Source organism: Pontibacter sp. FD36 (genome assembly GCF_015686655.1).
GTDB lineage: Bacteria > Bacteroidota > Bacteroidia > Cytophagales > Hymenobacteraceae > Pontibacter.
Genome location: NZ_JADPMP010000009.1, coordinates 38602 through 55891, shown reverse-complemented (window position 1 = coordinate 55891; position 17290 = coordinate 38602). Strand labels below are relative to the sequence as shown.

The following is a 17290-nucleotide window of genomic DNA, read 5'->3' as shown; positions in this document are numbered from 1 at the left end:
GTTGCCCGGTGCGGAGCAATGTGATAAAGGTATAAGCATAGCTTACAGGTGTGGGGTTATACCTGTAAGCTATGCCGGTGTGCTGTGTTATTTGTGGTTTTTAGGTACATCGTAGAACAATAGCTCGGCATTGTCACGCTTGATGTCATACCAGCTGTCGCAGTTAAAACGCAAGGCCACCACGCCGGCTGTTGGCATGCTGGCCACATGTTTGGGTGAGAGCATGTTGGCAAACTCTGAAATGGATTCATTGTGCCCCACCATCATCATGCTGTCTACATCGGCGGGTGCTTCGCGGGCTATCTCAAGCAGCTCTTCGGCACTTGCGCCATACATACGATCATTTACTGCAATATCATCGGCATCGTAATCGTGCTCGCGGGCTACCAGCGTGGCGGTGGTAAGCGCCCGCACAGCAGGACTCGACAGGATGAGTTGTAGTTGGGCATTGTTGGCTGCCAGTTCCTGTCCCATGAGCGGTGCGTCAGTACGGCCGCGTTTGTTCAGTGGTCGGTCATGGTCGCTCAGCTCTTCGAACTTCCAGCTGGATTTGGCATGACGCATGATATATAAGGTTTTCATAAGGTAATTCTCTTTCAGAAAGGTATAGCAAGACGCCAGGTACATAGTACGGTTGCTATGCAAGGTGTTTACTGAAAGCAAAGGAAATTTGTTGTGAGGACGGAGCTTAGATTGTTTTTGGGGGAGGCTTGGCAGGTATAGCTGAAGGATAGACAGGTATAGGAGGCCCTTAAAAACAAAAAGGGAACAGCCCTTGCCGGACCATTCCCCCTTTTCTGATGTTTTAAAGATGGCTTACACGTTGTTCGGGTAGCGCTCAAAATGAATCTCTGCTACACGGCGCTGCAGCTCGGCACGCAACTCATCGATGTTGATGCGGTTGGTAGCTGATATGAACAGAGCCGGAGCATGGATCTTCGCCATGTAAGTAGCTTTCAAATCCTCGATAGAAGGCCGTACATGATGCTCTCCTTCTTCATTATTCCCGCTTTCTTCCTGCATCTCCTGCTCACGCTGCTCCAGGTACTGGTCTATTTTGTTGAATACCAGCAGCACCGGTTTGTCAGCCGATTTAATGTCCAGCAGGGTGTCGTTCACTACCGCAATATGGTCTTCAAAAGAAGGGTGCGACACATCCACTACGTGTACCAGCAAGTCGGCTTCACGGATCTCGTCGAGCGTGGACTTAAAGGCCTCAATCAGCTTGGTAGGCAGCTTGCGGATGAACCCTACCGTATCAGACAGCAGGAAAGGGATGTTGTCGAGCACGACTTTGCGCACCGTGGCATCTACTGTCGCGAAAAGCTTGTTCTCGGCGAACACATCGGACTTGGAGAGCAGATTCATAAGTGTGGACTTGCCTACGTTGGTATACCCAACCAATGCCACACGCACCATGCCTGCACGGGATTTGCGCTGCTCAAAGTTTTGCTTCTCGAACTTCTCCAGTCTGTCGCGCAGCAAGGAGATTTTATCGCGCACAATACGACGGTCAGTTTCGATCTCGGTTTCACCCGGACCCTTCATGCCGATACCACCCTTTTGCTTGGAAAGGTGAGTCCAGAGGTTGGTCAGGCGGGGCAGCAGGTACTGGTATTGGGCCAGTTCCACTTGGGTGTGGGCCTGTGCCGTCTTGGCACGTAGCGCGAAGATGTCGAGGATTAGCAAGCTCCTGTCCACGATCTTGACCTGCAGTTCGCGCTCAATGTTGCGCACCTGCGAAGGGCTCAGGTCATCGTCAAAGATCACCATGTCGATGTTGTGCTCTTTCACATAAGCCTGTATCTCTTCGAGTTTGCCGCTACCCACAAAGGTGCGGGTGTCGGGCTTGTCAAGCTTCTGCACAAAGCGCTTCATGGTGACGGCGCCGGCTGTTTCGGTGAGGAAGGCCAGTTCGTCGAGGTACTCGTTGGTTTGTTCGTCGGTTTGCTTATAACCGGGCACAGCTACCAGTATGGCGGTTTCCTGTGGCTTGGCGGTTTCGTAGTATTTTTGTTTACCCATTGTCAGATGTTAAGCGTAGCGGTTTGGTAGCCTTAAATTCGGCTTGAGTCTGTGTACGTAATTGGTCCCGACCCCGGTTGGATGGCGACAGGTATAGCGCTGCAAGCGCATGCAGGACAGATGCAAGTTAGGTGAAAAATTTCAGAAGAAAGGGGAAAAAGCCTAACTTGCTACTCTTATAAGAGAGCCACAGCCTATCCACTAACACCAGCCATGGAGCACAAGACCTATCATATTGAGGGCCTGATCGAGTTTATACCGCGCGTGTTCCGCGACGAACGTGGCTGGTTTATGGAAACCTATAATACCAGCATGTTTAAGCCTTTCGGCATCGACCCGGTATTCGTGCAGGACAACGAATCTGTATCGAAGAAGGGTGTATTGCGTGGGCTGCATTTCCAGAAGCCGCCTTATGCGCAGGGTAAGCTGGTGCGCGTTGCTTCGGGCCGTGCGCTGGACGTGGCGCTCGACCTCCGCAAAAACTCTCCAACCTACGGACAGCACGCCACCTGCATACTCGATGCAGAGCAGCACAACATGCTCTATATCCCGGAGGGTTTTGCCCACGGCTTTATAGCTTTAGAGGACAATTCCAGCTTCCTTTACAAATGCACCAACCTGTATCACCAGCCATCAGAAAGTGGCATTCTCTGGAACGATCCGGCTCTTGGTATAGACTGGGGTATAGTCGAGCCGCTGGTGTCGCCAAAAGACGAAGTATTGCCGCTGTTGCAGGATTTTGATTCGCCGTTTTGAGTGCCTGGGCAAAAGAATTAAGATAGGGGTATTTCGTCTGAAATTTAGGTTGATGACGCGTCTGTATTTAGAAACAACAAGGCCCGCGATTGCAGTCAATTGCGGGCCTTGTTTGTTCAACCGGGTTGGTTACTTCTCTATTATCATTCTTTTGGTCGTGGATTTGCCGTTATGCTCCACCCGGAGCATGTACGTGCCAGCCGGTATGTCCTTGGTGCTCACCTTTGCCTTCTTGCCCTTGGCTTTGCCGGAAAGGCGCTGGTTTCCCTGCAAGTCATATAAGGTATAGCTGTAGCTCTCGTCAGAACTGCCAGAAAGTTCTAGGGTGAACTCGTCTTCTGTAACTGGATTCGGGCTAAACATAGGCTCTGCACCATTGTCGCAGTCGCGGATCTCGTAGAGCATCACAAACTGCTGTGTCCAACCGAGAGGAGTTTCAACCTCTAAGCCGATTGACATGCGGGAGCTAAAGTTAAACCCTGCTGCCGTTACAGTAAGTGTCGAACCTGTTAAGTCGCCATGGCTGCTCACATTACCAACTGTCCAACGGTAGCGCGTTGGCTGCCCCTGATATCCGTTACTGTAAACAGGAGCAAAAGTGTGTTGTTCGTAGGGGCAGGTAGGGTATTTGGCACTGCCAAAATAGCTGAAGTATAAAATTTCTGGTTGGCCTACCCAAACATTTTTGGTAACTGAACTACTACTGCACAGCGCACTATTGGCCGTTACCTTCACCCAGCCTGCACCGCTATGGCCGGGCCTTTGAGTGATTGCTACTGCCGTTGACGTGCTTTGTAGCGGCGAGAGTTGTCCATTGATTAAGATGTTGGGGCTTGCCTCCCAGGTATAGCCGGAAGCACCAGCCACTGGGGTTATGCTATAAGAAGACGCAGTATTGCCTATATCGTAAGGGGCGTTGCTGAACGTCAGCGCGGGCAGGTTGCTGTTGTAGTTGATGGTGATAGGTTTTGAGTTGACCGCCTTGGTTGGGGTGGTGCAGGTAATGTTAGCGGCTACCGATACCTGCCCGCCATTCGTGCCGCTTGGTATGGCTGAGATAGAGTTGCCGGAAGCAGATCCCGAAATCGTCCAGCCCTGCGGTAGCGACCAGGTGTAGGATGTCGCCCCCGTCACAGTCGGAACCGAGAGATTAACAGGGTCTCTGTCGCCGCAGTGCAAATTGGTTTTGGAGGCAATGATTGCGCCTACCTGAGGTTCGCGCGTAACAGTGAGTGTGCTGTAATTGCTGTAGAAGTTTACACGCGGCGAACTGTATATGCTACATTCCTGATTCAGGCCTCTCACCTTTACCTGGCCTCCGGACCCTGCTGCAGGTATAACAGAAATGGAGTAGGAAGAAGTGGTAAAGGTACCCGTCTTATTGTCATTAGTGCGCCACCCCGTCGGTAGTGTCCATTCATACATGTCTACATATAAAGTAGAGGAAAAGAAAGGATTAGAGCTGCTTGGGGTGTTGGGAATTGCAATTCTGTCTATGGCAAGTGTTATAGGGGCTGTGCTGCACCAGTCTATGCTGTGGCTTGATTTTGCTACGTTGTTTACCTTAACTTGTGAGGGGTTAACGCTGTTTATGGATTTTATTATGACGCCACCTGTAGTTGGCGTGCCATCATTAGATTTGTTGTTACAGGACGTGATCGTTACTTTTAATTCTCCTTTATTTGTTACATCGTTCCAGATTACTTCTACAGAACTGTTGGATGTAGTATAATCATCACTGCTGTTAGTAAAGTAAAATTTGCCGTTTGTAATGGACCATTTAAAAGAGCAGCCTGCATAATTGGCAGAAGCAGAACCACCTGCTGGAAAAGCTGTATAAGCAATTCTATTTCCAGGACATTGAGGAACTCTGCCATCAGGCGTTAAAGCTGTTTATGCAGCTAATAAAAATGGAACTACTAAGAATAGTAGTAAGAAGTATAGCTTCTTCATAAGTTTGTTTTATTTGATTTATTAAGTTTTAGAAAATCCAGTTAAGATTTACAAACGTTATTGGGATGTAGGAAAAAACAAGTTTGTTAATAGTGTAGTCAATATAGGTCTTGGGGTTGCCGAAACTATCGTATTCTGGGGAGTATGTTTTGAGGGAGAGTACGAGATCTTGCGAGCTTTTTACTTTGCTTAAGTGGAAAGCTGTTTCTGTCGATAAATAAAGTCTGGTGCCAACATTAGCGCGCAAGCCAATAAACGGCCTTATCCCGTAAGAGGTGGTAGTAAGAAGATCTTTTAAATGTTTCTCTACTACACCATATGGATCCGGTTCACTAAACTCATCCCACATCTCTATATTCCTTCCTTTCTGATTGTAAAAGGCATCTGCTCCGTAATACAGCATAAAAATTTTGGATAGAGGCTTCTGCCATTCGTGGCCAACACTTCCACCTAAAAGGTAATCGGTAATCTCGTCGCGACGATTTGTATAAGACTGAGTAGAGTCGGACTTGGCATATGTCCCCTCCAGCCCGATCCGGATGGCCCCGGTTCGGGAAAGTTGGTACTTGTACATAAGCTGCAGGGGCATGCGGCTGGCCGGGTCAACGATTTTGTCAATAATTACACGTGTATTGATGCCGATGTGGTGACGATAGAATGTTGTGGAATCCTGCGATTGAGCAGACGCAAACTGGCAGACGAAGAGTAGAAAGGCAATTAGAGGATACTTGAATTTCATAAAAGGCAGGAGTTAAAATAAATAATTATATATAATAATAGATATAGTTATGTGTCTAATAAAGGAAAGTTTGCCCTTAAAGGTAACTTGGATGTTATTTATATAAATTATAATTTATATGCAAGTATAGTAATTCAAGCCGTAATCGAGGCGTTTTATAATTGTTATAATGCGTGTTTAAGTCGTATTTGTAACAGAGTGGAAGGCTTGAATTCAAAAGAAGACAATAATTAAAAAAGCGCCTGGTAAAACGGGTCTACCAGGCGCTAACTGCTGTACTAAATAAATACCCATCTCCAACTCTACAGCACCTCCACCAGCGTCTCCAGTCCCATACCTCTTGAACCCTTCACCAGCACGTAACTTTCCGAAACCCGATTAGCCTCCAGCCAATTTTGCAATTCAGGCTTTGTAGCGAAGTAGTGGAAACGGCTGTCAGTTTCGGCAGCGTGTTTCATCTCCGGCCCACATAGCAGCACGGTTTCAAAGTTCTGTTCCGCGATGATCTCACCGATGGCTTTGTGCTCTGCGGCGCTTTCGGCACCCATTTCCAGCATATCACCCACGATAACCACCTTGCGCGGCGCGTTCATGCCACCGAAGTTGCGGATAGCCGCCGCCATGGAGGTTGGGTTGGCGTTGTAAGCATCCAGAATCAGGGTGTTGGAGCCTTTCTGCATCACCTGCGAGCGGTTGTTCACGGGGCTATAGTTTGCGATGGCGGCATTGGCTTTCTCCAGCGGCACACCAAAGTACTTGCCAATGCAGGCTGCTGCGGCCATGTTCTCGTAATTGTAGCTGCCCACCAGTTGGGTATGCACCACATGACCCGCTTCGTCTTTGTACACTACATAAGGCGAGGCCTCCAGCAATTCGCTGTGGTAAAAGTCGCCAGATGCAGGGTAGGTTACTTTGTCTTCAATGCGGCGGCTCATGCGCATGAGGTGCTCGTTGCCGGTGTTCACGAACACAGTGCCGCCATGCTCGAGCAGGTGCACGTAAAGCTCACTCTTGCCACGGGCCACGCCCTCCAAACTGCCAAAGCCTTCCAGGTGCGCCTTGCCGATGTTGGTGATCATACCGTGTGTAGGCTGAGCGATGCTGCTGAGCAGGGCAATCTCGCCGATGTGGTTGGCGCCCATCTCGATGATGGCCATTTCGTGCTCCGGCTTGATGCGGAGCAATGTAAGTGGCACCCCGATGTGGTTGTTGAGGTTACCCTGGGTATAGAGCGTGTTGAATTTCTGGCTCAGCACCGCATAGATCAGTTCCTTAGTGGTGGTTTTGCCGTTGCTGCCCGTGATGCCGATCACCGGTATGCTCAGTTGCTTGCGGTGGTGGCGAGCCAGGTCCTGCAGTGCCTGCAGCGTGTCTTCCACCACAAACACATTATCAGACGCCAGGGCAGGGTCGTCAACTACCGCGTATTTGGCACCTTTGTCCAATGCGCCTTGCGCAAACTTGGCACCTTTAAAGTTAGGTCCGTTCAGGGCGAAGAACAGGCTTTGGTCCTGCGGGGCGCGGGAGTCGGTGCTCACGTGGCGGCACTCGAGGTTTTTTTGGTAAAGAAAATCGATGCTGTTCGGCATGAAATGCGTATTTTTAGTCTATGATTGAGGCAGCTGCCCGTAAAGAGGTATGGTCCGCCACTGTCATGGCAATATACACCCAAAACGGCAAAAGCAACAGCCCAATTGCCTAACAAACTGTCTATGCGCTACCTGTTGTTCCTTCTCTTTTTCTTCCTGCTGGTGCCTGCCGTATCAGCTCAGGAGCCTTTGCGTTTCAGCCAACGCAGTGATATCCCGGTTACGGCTAATGGTGCCCAGCTGCAAAATCCCTGGGGTGGTGGGCTCAACACCCCGCAATTCTCGACCATCGACCTGAACAAAGACGGCCGCGACGACCTGTTTGTCTTCGACCGCATGTTGCGCAAGGTCTATACCTACCTGGCGGTGCAGCAGGGAGGTCAGTGGCGCTATCAGTATGCGCCCGAGTATGAAGTCATGTTTCCGGCCGAATTGGAAAACTGGGTGCTGCTGCGCGATTACAACTGCGATGGCCTGAAAGACATTTTCACAAGCACACCCCTGGGTATACGGGTATACCGGCAGGAGGCAAGCAGCAACAAGTACCCGACTTTTGTGCTGGCACAGGATGCTCTCTTTTACCGGAGCCGCAATGGCGTGAACACCATCAACATGCAAATGAATATCTCTGATATACCTGCCATCGTGGACATGGACGGCGACGGTGATCTGGATATCCTGCTGTCGGAGTTTTCGGGGGGCTATACCTTGGAGTACTACCAGAATATGCAGGTGGAAGAAGGCAAGCCCTGTGGTACGCTGGAGTTTGCGCTCGGCTCCGATTGGTGGGGGCAGATCACCGAGTGCCATGGCTGCAATAATTTTGGGTTCGGGATACAGTGCCGTATGGCCACACCGCTGCACTCCGGCCACGACGGCTCGGCGCTGCTGGCTATAGATCTGAATGGTGATGGCGCGAAAGACCTGATGATGGGAAGCGTGGAGTGTCAGGACCTGGTGATGATGGAAAACAAAGGGACCAGCACACTGGCCCGCATGGAAAGCTTTGAACCTGCATTCCCCGTCGGCCCAAAGCCAGCCAGTTTTAATCTGTTCCCGGCGGCTTACTACGAAGATGTGACATTTGACGGTATACCTGACCTGCTCGTAGCCACAAACAGCAACGAGAACATGGGGAACCTGGAGCTGCAACGCTCCTCCTGGCTTTACCGCAACACAGGCACCACAAGTCAGCCGAACTTTGAGTTTACGCAGGATAACTTTCTGCAAAGTCAGATGATCGACTTGGGCGAAAATGCCTACCCTGCCTTTGCGGATATAGATGGCGACGGCCTGCTTGACCTGGTAGTCGGCAACGGACGGTCGGATCGTAATGGCCGCTTCGTGGCAACGCTCAGCCTCTATCGCAACACCGGTACTTTAACTGAGCCCGCCTTCACGCTTGTCACAGACGATTACCTGGCCCTCTCCAATAAGAACATACTCTCACTGAAGCCATCATTCTTCGATATTAACCAGGACCAGGTGCCGGATCTTGTTTTAACTTACAAGGAGCATGGGACAGGACATCATGGAGGAAGCACAACGCAACTAGCGTACTTCATAAACGATGCGAAAGCCGGGCAACCTGTCGCTTTCAATACGTCCCGCCTGCTTCCGCTGTATACGCTGGCTGATGGCGATACTCCTCACTTATTTCAGGTAGATGGCCAGCGCGTAGACATGCTGGTTGGAAAAGCCACAGGTACGCTGGACTATTACCGCTCTTCTGGCAACAGTTTCGTGCTGGAGAAGCAAAGCATCGGCGGAATTAAATTTGACTTTTACCGCCGCAACCTGGCACCGGTTGTGGTGGACATAGACGGCAACGCCAAGCTCGATCTGCTCACCGTGGATGACAGTGGGGCCCTGCGTATTTACAATGATTTTCTGGACCATCTGAATGGTGACTTTATCGAAACCACAGAGGTGTTGGAAAACGAGCTGACAGGAGAAGCACATGCTACCCGTTTTGGTCGCGGACTCGGACTGGCTGTGGCTGAACTGGGTGGGCCTTACAAGCTATACCTGGCCATTGGCACGCAGGGAGGAGGGCTATACCTGTTGCAGCAAACGGCCGGCAACTACGGTAATCCAAATGATAAAACCAGCGGCCTTGGACTGAAGGTATACCCGAATCCGGTGGCTGGTGCGCAGGAGCCCGTGCAGGTACAGGCGAATGAGTCCGTATCGCTGGTGCTGCACGACATGATCGGGCGCAAGGTATACGATGCCGCCGATAGCTACAACCGCCGCCATACCCTAAAGCTGGGCCATCTGAAAGCAGGCGTATACCTGCTGCGCGCCACTTCCCGCGACGGCCGCCACGAAACCCGCAGACTGGTAGTACACTGATGCAGGCCTTTCTGTTAGTAGATCTTTCGGAGGAAACCGCATTCAGCAAGCCCATCCTGCAGTTGGTGCGGCAGTACGCCCCGGCTATACCTGTCTTTGATGTAGACGCCCTGTCTGATGCCTCTTTGCAGCAGTACGCCGTGCGCCTGCTGCAGGAAAATCCAGAAACTGTCGTGTGTGTAAAGAGTGGGGCAGGGGACCTGAACCGGCTGATGCCCTTACTGGAAGAACTGCTTTTGCCGCATCCGCAGCGTCGCTTGCTGCTTGTCGGTGAGCAACCTCGATTACAGCGCATGTTGCAGGCTCGACAAGGTATAGCCTATACCTTGTTAGCCGACGAAGAAGACCTGCGGCAGTTTTTAGAAGGATCAGTTTAGCGTGAAATCATCCGCATCAAGGTGCGCCGGGAAAGCTTCCCGGAAATCCGTCAGCTCTTTTTTGTTGAGCGTGATGGTGTGTATACCTTCTGCTTCTGTGGTTTCAAGTAGTTTATACCCTTTCGGGTGGATGACGGCTGAGTCGCCGGAGTAGGGGTGCCCGTTGCCGTCCGTTCCGACCCTATTCACACCCACCACATAGCTCAGGTTCTCGACGGCACGAGCCTGTAACAGAATGCTCCAGGCATTGGCTCGTGGCTTAGGCCAGTTAGCTACGTAGAGCAGCAAATCATACTCGCTACCTACGTTGCGGCTCCATACCGGGAAGCGTAGATCGTAGCACACCAAGGGGCAAATTTTCCAGCCTTTCAATTCCACCAGCAGCTTCTCTTGTCCCGGGGTATAGGTATGGTGCTCCTTCGCCATCCGGAACAAGTGGCGCTTATTGTAGTGCTGATAAGTGCCGTCAGGATGAACCCAATACAGGCGGTTGAAATACTGCTCACCCTCCCGCACGATCACACTACCCGTGATCACGGCGCTATACCTAGCTGCTTCTTCTTTCATCCATTGCAGGGTGGGACCTTCTGCCTCTTCTGCCAATCCGGCTGCGTCCATGCTGAATCCTGTTGTGAACATCTCAGGGAGCACGATCAGATCAGTAGCGGGTGCTACAGCAGCAAGCTTTTCCGAGAACATGGCTCGGTTTGCAGCAGCGTCCTGCCAGTGCAGGCTGGTTTGGATGATGGTAACGCGAAGGTCTTGCATAATAGAGAGTATTAAAAATAGCTTTTTACGATTGTATTAACATTCTATTCCAAGCTAACCCTTTTGTCATTCTGAAAGAATCTTGTGGACAAGTTAGATAAGCTCTTGCTACGTAGCTTCTGCTATTGCTCCTCTTAACTTGACATTGTTTTATAGCTGGCTTTTGCCCTGGCCGGGCGGGCCTTACTTTTTTCCTTGATGAAAAAATCGAGGGCCCCTACCCCCAGTAAGCAAAAAAATCAAGACGCTCCAAACTCGCTGAACGCTCAAACAGTGGAGCGCCGCAAAGCGCACTTGGCACCGCTGCTTATTTCATAGCCAGCGTGCGAGTTAGTCTTGCTATACCTGCCAGTGGTTGTGTTGTAAAAGGCTTTTATCTGTGTCTGCGTACTTGCATTAGCCGAACAACAATTTAACCTTCAACAATCAACAACTAGCAATCAACAATTTAACCATCAAAGTTTCACCAACCTCTCCGCTGCTTGCCTGAGCGTGTCCTCACTTTTAGCGAAGCAGAAGCGCAGGTAGTGATGGTCGGTTTTGTTGTGGTAGAAGGCTGAAACGGGTACGGAGGCGACACCGATCTCCTGCGTCAGGCGCTTGGCAAAGTCCAGGTCGTGCTCCTGTGAGATGGCATCATACTTCAGCAGCTGGAAGTAAGTACCTGCCGAAGGTATAAGCTCAAAACGAGACGGCTTCACCAGTTCGCAGAACAGGTCGCGCTTGGCCTGGTAGAAGTCGGGGAGGGTACGGTAGTGCTCCTCGTTGTCCATGTAGTCGGCGATGGCCAGCTGTAGTGGCGTAACGGAGCAGAACGTGATGAACTGATGCATCTTGCACAGCTCTGCCGTAAGGGCCGGTGGCGCTACGACATAGCCGATCTTCCAGCCAGTAGTATGGTAGGTTTTTCCGAAAGAGGAAATCACGAAGGCCCGTTGCCGCAGCGACTCGATCTGCAGGGCGCTCACATGCTCCTTCCCGTCAAATACCATGTGCTCATATACCTCGTCACTCAAAACGAGAATATCGGTACCATCAGTCAGGTTAGCCAGCTTTTCCAGGTCCTCTCGCGGAATCACAGCACCCGTCGGGTTGTGGGGTGTGTTGATGATAATCATGCGGGTACGACGCGAGATGTTCTTCTTAAGCAGATCCCAGTCAATGCTGAAGTCAGGTATAGCCAGCGGAACATAGATTGGGATGCCGCCAGCCAACCGGATGGCAGGTGCATAGCTGTCGTAGCAGGGTTCCAGTACCACCACTTCGTCGCCGGGTTTTACCACAGCCGTGATGGCCGCAAACAGCGCCTCGGTAGCGCCGGAAGTAACCGTCACTTCCTGGTCCGGGTCTGGACGATAACCGTATACCTTCTCCGTCTTTTCGCTGATCTTGTGGCGTAGTGCCGGCATGCCAGGCATGGGGGCATACTGGTTGTAACCTTCCTGCATGTACTTGGTCACCAGTGCAATCAGCTCGTCGGGACAGTTAAAATCCGGGAAGCCCTGCGACAGGTTAATCGCTCCGTGCTCATTGGCCAGCGCCGACATCACAGCAAAAATACTGGTGCCGACATCAGGAAGTTTGCTGCCTGGGTAGTTGATCATAAGGTGGTTTTATTGCTGATGAACGAAGATAATATTTACGGGGTAGATACCAAGTAAAATTTAGCCAAGGGTCTGGGCCACGAGCTGCTGCAACTCAGGTATAGCTTCCTGCTCAAACCAGGGATTGCGTCGGAGCCAGAACTGGTTTCGTGGCGAGGGGTGAGGCAGCGGCATATACCTGGGGAGGTAGTCTGCCCAATGCGTTACGGTTTCGGTGAGGGTCGGTTTGGCCGCTCCGCCCAGAAAGTAATCCTGTGCATACTTGCCTACCAACAAAGTGAGCTGAGTATTGGGAAGTAGCGGCAGAAGTTGCTGGTGCCAGTGCTGGGCACACTCAGGTCGGGGTGGCAGGTCACCGCTTTTGCCTTTGCCGGGGTAGCAAAATCCCATCGGGACGATCGCCACTTGCTGCTCATCATAAAACACTTCCGGATCAATGCCCATCCACTGCCTGAGGCGCTTGCCGCTCTGGTCGTCCCAAGGCACGCCACTGGCGTGTACCTTCGTGCCTGGCGCCTGCCCCACAATGAGCATTCGTGCTGAAGGAGCCGCCCGCAGCACTGGCCTGGGGCCATGTGGCAGGTGCTCAGCACAAAGTCGGCAGGAGCGTACCTGGTCCAGTAAAATGTCAAGCGAAGTGGTCATACTGTGTGCAAAGGTACGGTGATCTGCTAACAAAATGCGTTCTAAACTGTATATAGTGGGGTATGCAGCAGCTTTGTCGAACTTTACTGTTATTTCTCTTCAGCTTTTCGCTCCTCCTGCCGGGCCATGCCCAGGAGCAGCCTGCCTACAAGAACGCCTTCACTGTAAAGTTCTTTGGTTTATCCATGCATTTGCGCCCAACGCCATACCCAGAGCTTTTCAAGAACCGGCTTGACCGGAAAGGTATAGCCGTGCTGAATTTTGGAGGTATAGTAGGCTACGACCGGTTTGTGGTGCGCGAAGTAATTAGTGTGCGGGTAGAGCAAGGCCTATACTCCGACTGTGCCTCTTCACTCGCAGGCTTCACACACCTGGGTTGGCGCGGACAGATATTCAAGGCAGGGCGACACTCCCTGAATGGTGGCTTTGGCCCCACGCTGGTGTACCGCCGCGACTGGAACCGACTGCAGGGCTACGAAGATGATGGGTACTTTAACCGTAGGGGTGACTGGCAGTACAAGTTTTACTGGTACGGCGGAGAGTTTGAGTACAACTACCAGCTAAAGGGGCAATATGACCTGTCGCTCAACCTGGTGCCCGGCATACCCGAGCTGGTGTCGTTTGGTGCCGGGTTCAGGAAGCGTTTCTAGATTTTACAGGGTAGATCGTTACCAGCCCCGTTGATCCCAATCCTCGTCGCGGCGGCTCTGGTGCCGGCGTCGCTGCTCTCGCAGCGGAGGGAGCTGCTCATGCTGTTGCCACCGGTCCCGGGCATGCTGGTTCTCAGGGCTATAATGCTCATTGCCATCGCGCCATTCCCTGAGTTCCTCTCTTCGGTGTTGCGGGTGGTGATCATCTGAAAAGCCGTGCTGGTGTCGGTTTATATTTTCATGCTGCCGCCGCTCATTTTGCTGCTGCCTATACTCATGCCGCTCCCGCTCTTCCCGTATGCGCATCTCTTCTTCGTACTGCCTTCTTTCACGGTCATGCATAAAGGGTCTGGGCTCTTCCCATCGGCTGCGAAAGTTCTGCTGCTCTACTTCGTGGCGTGGGTGCGGACGGCGTGGGCGATCATGCCGCTCATGATGTCTTTCTTGTTCCTCGTGATGCATTTGTTTTCCTTTTGTTTTCTAAGATGTCTAAAAAATAAGCACTGGTGCCGCAGGAGGCTGTAGGACATAGGGGCCACAGTCAGGTATGTGACAGCACCGGATTTTATGTACGGGCACACGAGCCTGATGTTTAAAGCGTTTGAGTTCAGCACAAAAAAAGGCAGCCCGCCGTTGCCGGTGGGCTGCCTTCATTACTAATCTACTACCAAAGTAACCTAATCTGTCTGCTATACGCATTAGCGACGGTTACGTTGGCTTCTGTCAGTGCCTTTATAATAATCATCGTTTCCAGAGTCAATCTCGTCGGCCCAGCGCGGACCACCTTCGTAGCCACGGTCAAAATCACGGTCACGGTATGACTCCCCGCTGTAGCGGTTTCGGCTGCTCAGTTGCTCGGCTCTGCGCTCAGAGTCGTAGCGGTTGCGCGGCTGGTAATCCGGGTCATCAGAGTGCATGATGTCATCCCAGGTGTCGCGTACACGCTCAAAGAAGCCACGCTTATCGCGGTTGTCCGGTTCCACGTCAGGCGAGTAGCGACCTTCGTTGTACCAGTTGTGCGAGCCGCTGCCGTAGCGGTAGTCGGTTTCCTTGTAGCGGCTGCGGCTGCCAGGCCCTTCACGCCACAGACTGTCCTGTGAGGTAGGGGGCTCGTTGTAGTTGCCGGGCTGCGAGCCACCGCCCATCTGCGAACGGTATGACTGCTGACTACCGCTGCCCTGGCCTCTGTAGCCATAGTTTAGGTACTGGCTCTCGTTGCGGTAAGGGCTTTCGCTGCGGCTGCCATAGTGCCCGCTCTGGAAAGAGCCTTGATTGCTCTGATAGGTAGCAGGTCTGTTGCCTAAGTAGTGACGGCCGCTTTCAGCCTGTCGGTCGCGGTCCTGTGCTCCTCTCGGGCTAGGGCCGGTGTGGAAGTAATTGCCCTCGTCCCATTTTCTTTCATTCTGGTCCTGGCCTCTGTAAGCGTAGCGCTGTGGTTGGTTCTGTTCTCTATCCCTGTTGTATAGTTCCCGGCCGATGCGCTGGTTCTCATCACCAGGCCTTCCGTGGTTTTCTCCTCTGTTTTCCATAATTCTATTTTAGTTTTAATAAGCGATGTAAAAATTTAGCCTTGCGGCGGCGTTATTTTTTACGGCTTACAGAGGCTATTGTTGGCAAAGCATCAGGTATAAAAAAAGACGCCCCTTGTGAGGGCGTCTCTTAAACTATCAGATAAGGTACTGCTAAAAATAGGTTTCCATGATCTCGCGCACATCGGCCTCAGCCAGTGGCTTGGAGTAGTGCCTGCGTACCTCCGGATATTTTTTAAGACGTTCCAGGTCATAAAAGCTGGCCGAAGAAGTAAGCATCAGCATGACGGTGCGCAGCTTGCTGTCTTCGTCAAATCGCTGGTACTCATCCAGAAACTCAAAACCGTCCATCACAGACATCTTGATATCAACAAAAATAAGGTCCGGCTTCGGATAGTTCTCTTCGCCGCTGAAGGCTTTGTTGAGGTAGTCGAGGGCTTCTTCACCGTTGGTTACCACCCTGATGTCCGATGCAGCTTCCATACGGGACAGCAGTCGCTGGTTTAGGTAATTGGTTGTATCGTCGTCGTCTATAAGCAGGATAGTCTTTACAGATTTCATAATTGGTATTTTGAGTTCTTTTACAAAGTATAGCCTTTTTTGTTTTAAAAAAAGACAAAAATCAGAAGTGTCAGGATTCACCTTTGGCTAATGCCTCCGCTCTCTGCCTGGCCCTCACCAGGTTAGTCACTTCGATTGCTGAGATGATAATGCCCTCTATGCAGGAAGTGCTGTCAAAAAGGGGCTGGTATTTGAAGTTGATATAGGCATCGCGCAGCTTGCCGTTTAACTCTTCATCGATCTGAGTACGGAACTCGTTGATGTAAACGGTACGGCCTTTGGTGTATACCTCGTGTAGCAGGTCAAAAAAACCAAGCGGCTCGAGCTCTGGCCAAAGCTCACGGGCAGAGCGACCTATGTAGTTTCTGTTGCCGTAGAGTTTGTATACCCCAGGTGTCACATACTGGCACACATGATCCGGCCCATGCAACATGCACAGGTGTACCGGCGCCAGGCGCAGTATGCTCTCCAGCCTGTCATCTTCACGAAAGTCCCCCTGATTTTTCTGGTCGTCTATGTCCGTGTAAGTGCCAATCCAGAGCGTGATGTTTCCGTCTGAGTCACGCATAGGCAGGCCACGATCCAGGAACCAGTGGTAGCTGCCATCTATGTGGTGGCGTATGCGATACTCTATCTCGAAGCTACTGCCTGAAGCCACTGCATTGTGCCAACTGGTGAGCACCATGGCTGAGTCTTCGGGATGTACCGCGCTGATCCAGCCATCGGTCTGGCCGGGACGCATACCTGTGTAGCTGTACCAGTTGTCGTTGAAAAAAAGCACTTTGCCTTTTGGGGAGGCCGTCCAGGCCATGTGCGGGAGCACCTCCAACAGGTGACGGAAGCGGGCGTCACTTTCCCGAAGCGCCTCCTGTGTGTCTCTGTTTTGCGTGATGTCGATAATAGAGCCAATGGTCCGGATAGGGTTGCCTTTGGAGTCATAGGCCGTGTAGCCCTGGTCAAGTATATAGGCATAACTGCCATCCGATTTCTGAAAACGGTACTCTCCCGTCCAGGTACTCTGCTTGCTGGCCAGTGCCTGCTGTATGCTGCGTTGTACTTCCTCAAAATCATCCGGGTGCACGCGTGAATCCCATGACTCGCCACCTGGACCCATTTCTTCTGGCGTATAGCCCAAAACTTCCTGCAGCCCCTCGCCCCATGTCATGCGGTTGTTTACGATGTCGTATTCCCAGGCAACAGCCTTGGTTGCGTTTGTGAGCAGGTTTAGCTGCTCCTGACGCAGCTGATGCACACGATCGATCAGGACCTTGTCGGTTATGTCGCGTACCTCCTGCAACAGATATTGCACTTCCCCAAATTCATTCATGATAGGGATGGTGGTTGTGTTCCAGTAGCGTTCCTCAAAGCCGTTTTCTGAGGGAATGTCGTAGCGAAGCACTTCGATATGATAGGGTTCTTTATGTACCAGTGCATGCTGCATACATTGGTGCATAGAGCCCTCTGAGTCTACCTGTAGGTTATCGGGGTTGTTCGGGAAAATCTTAAACACATGCTGTCCTATGGTCTCGTCGCGCTTTATATGCGTTTGCTTCAGCAAAGCATCCGTAGCATCCACGATGACTAAGTCAGGCGTCAGGACAAGGTATAGCCCAGTCAAAGCCCTGAAGATGGGCTCTAGTGTAGGTACGGATGTCGGGATTTTAGAATGCACAGGTATAAATTTAGACTTAAGTTTAGTTTTCGTAGCATAGTAGTTACTAAAATAGCAAAATTTAGTC

The 17290-nt window shown here is 51.5% G+C and carries 17 protein-coding genes; 5 read left to right on the top strand and 12 right to left on the bottom strand.

All coding sequences use genetic code 11. The annotated features are described in order from the left end of the window. Positions 1 to 87: 87 nt before the first annotated feature. Both I0P70_RS13610 and hflX read right to left on the bottom strand, forming a co-directional pair. A complete protein-coding gene (locus I0P70_RS13610) occupies positions 88 to 582 on the bottom strand; it encodes a histidine phosphatase family protein (protein ID WP_230392190.1) in 495 nt (164 codons plus the stop codon). A gap of 234 nt (positions 583 to 816) precedes the next feature. Next, positions 817 to 2025 carry a GTPase HflX gene (hflX, locus tag I0P70_RS13605; protein ID WP_196118916.1) on the bottom strand — a complete coding sequence of 403 codons (1209 nt, stop codon included), beginning with the start codon at positions 2023 to 2025 and terminating at the stop codon, positions 817 to 819. A 213-nt stretch (positions 2026 to 2238) separates the two neighbouring features. On the opposite strand from hflX, the gene rfbC reads away from it, so the two are divergent. After that, positions 2239 to 2781, top strand: coding sequence for a dTDP-4-dehydrorhamnose 3,5-epimerase (gene rfbC, locus I0P70_RS13600; RefSeq protein ID WP_196118913.1), 543 nt, complete (start codon positions 2239 to 2241; stop codon positions 2779 to 2781). Positions 2782 to 2910: 129 nt separating this feature from the next. Here the strand turns inward: rfbC and I0P70_RS13595 are convergent, their stop codons facing one another. Then, complete coding sequence (locus I0P70_RS13595; protein WP_196118911.1) at positions 2911 to 4206, bottom strand: T9SS type A sorting domain-containing protein; 1296 nt, start codon at positions 4204 to 4206, stop codon at positions 2911 to 2913. Here I0P70_RS13595 and I0P70_RS13590 point away from each other — a divergent pair. Next, a complete protein-coding gene (locus I0P70_RS13590; RefSeq protein ID WP_196118909.1) occupies positions 4205 to 4513 on the top strand; it encodes a hypothetical protein in 309 nt (102 codons plus the stop codon). The two genes, I0P70_RS13595 and I0P70_RS13590, sit on opposite strands and share 2 nt — an antisense overlap. Before the next feature lie 249 nt (positions 4514 to 4762). On the opposite strand, the gene I0P70_RS13585 is transcribed toward I0P70_RS13590, so the two are convergent. After that, positions 4763 to 5473, bottom strand: a complete 711-nt coding sequence (locus I0P70_RS13585; protein ID WP_196118907.1) for a hypothetical protein — start codon at positions 5471 to 5473, stop codon at positions 4763 to 4765. Between the two features lie 302 nt (positions 5474 to 5775). Continuing rightward, positions 5776 to 7062, bottom strand: coding sequence for a UDP-N-acetylmuramoyl-tripeptide--D-alanyl-D-alanine ligase (gene murF / locus I0P70_RS13580; protein ID WP_196118905.1), 1287 nt, complete (start codon positions 7060 to 7062; stop codon positions 5776 to 5778). A gap of 105 nt (positions 7063 to 7167) precedes the next feature. On the opposite strand from murF, the gene I0P70_RS13575 reads away from it, so the two are divergent. Further along, positions 7168 to 9417, top strand: coding sequence for a T9SS type A sorting domain-containing protein (locus tag I0P70_RS13575; protein ID WP_196118903.1), 2250 nt, complete (start codon positions 7168 to 7170; stop codon positions 9415 to 9417). Then, a complete protein-coding gene (locus I0P70_RS13570; RefSeq protein ID WP_196118901.1) occupies positions 9417 to 9794 on the top strand; it encodes a hypothetical protein in 378 nt (125 codons plus the stop codon). Before I0P70_RS13575 ends, I0P70_RS13570 begins: the two co-directional genes overlap by 1 nt. Here the strand turns inward: I0P70_RS13570 and I0P70_RS13565 are convergent. From I0P70_RS13565 to I0P70_RS13555, 3 genes are all read right to left on the bottom strand, one after another. Continuing rightward, positions 9786 to 10562, bottom strand: a complete 777-nt coding sequence (locus I0P70_RS13565) for an amidohydrolase (RefSeq protein WP_196118899.1) — start codon at positions 10560 to 10562, stop codon at positions 9786 to 9788. The two genes, I0P70_RS13570 and I0P70_RS13565, sit on opposite strands and share 9 nt — an antisense overlap. 455 nt (positions 10563 to 11017) lie before the next feature. Beyond that, positions 11018 to 12166 carry a pyridoxal phosphate-dependent aminotransferase gene (locus tag I0P70_RS13560; protein WP_196118897.1) on the bottom strand — a complete coding sequence of 383 codons (1149 nt, stop codon included), beginning with the start codon at positions 12164 to 12166 and terminating at the stop codon, positions 11018 to 11020. A 60-nt stretch (positions 12167 to 12226) separates the two neighbouring features. Further along, on the bottom strand, positions 12227 to 12811 hold the full coding sequence (locus I0P70_RS13555; RefSeq protein WP_196119356.1) for a uracil-DNA glycosylase family protein: 585 nt from the start codon (positions 12809 to 12811) through the stop codon (positions 12227 to 12229). A 62-nt stretch (positions 12812 to 12873) separates the two neighbouring features. Here I0P70_RS13555 and I0P70_RS13550 point away from each other — a divergent pair, with 62 nt between their 5' ends. Further along, on the top strand, positions 12874 to 13461 hold the full coding sequence (locus I0P70_RS13550; RefSeq protein ID WP_196118895.1) for a hypothetical protein: 588 nt from the start codon (positions 12874 to 12876) through the stop codon (positions 13459 to 13461). An 18-nt stretch (positions 13462 to 13479) separates the two neighbouring features. On the opposite strand, the gene I0P70_RS13545 is transcribed toward I0P70_RS13550, so the two are convergent. The 4 genes from I0P70_RS13545 to I0P70_RS13530 all read right to left on the bottom strand — a co-directional run bounded on the left by I0P70_RS13545 (position 13480) and on the right by I0P70_RS13530 (position 17223). Next, positions 13480 to 13923, bottom strand: a complete 444-nt coding sequence (locus tag I0P70_RS13545; RefSeq protein ID WP_196118893.1) for an acyltransferase — start codon at positions 13921 to 13923, stop codon at positions 13480 to 13482. Positions 13924 to 14159: 236 nt separating this feature from the next. Then, the gene (locus I0P70_RS13540) at positions 14160 to 14990 is read right to left on the bottom strand and encodes a hypothetical protein (protein WP_196118891.1); all 831 of its coding nucleotides are present in this window, start codon (positions 14988 to 14990) and stop codon (positions 14160 to 14162) included. Between the two features lie 153 nt (positions 14991 to 15143). Continuing rightward, entirely contained in the window at positions 15144 to 15551 is a 408-nt protein-coding gene (locus I0P70_RS13535) for a response regulator (RefSeq protein WP_007652775.1), read from the bottom strand. Between the two features lie 70 nt (positions 15552 to 15621). After that, positions 15622 to 17223 carry a PAS domain-containing protein gene (locus tag I0P70_RS13530; RefSeq protein ID WP_196118889.1) on the bottom strand — a complete coding sequence of 534 codons (1602 nt, stop codon included), beginning with the start codon at positions 17221 to 17223 and terminating at the stop codon, positions 15622 to 15624. Positions 17224 to 17290 lie beyond the last annotated feature (67 nt).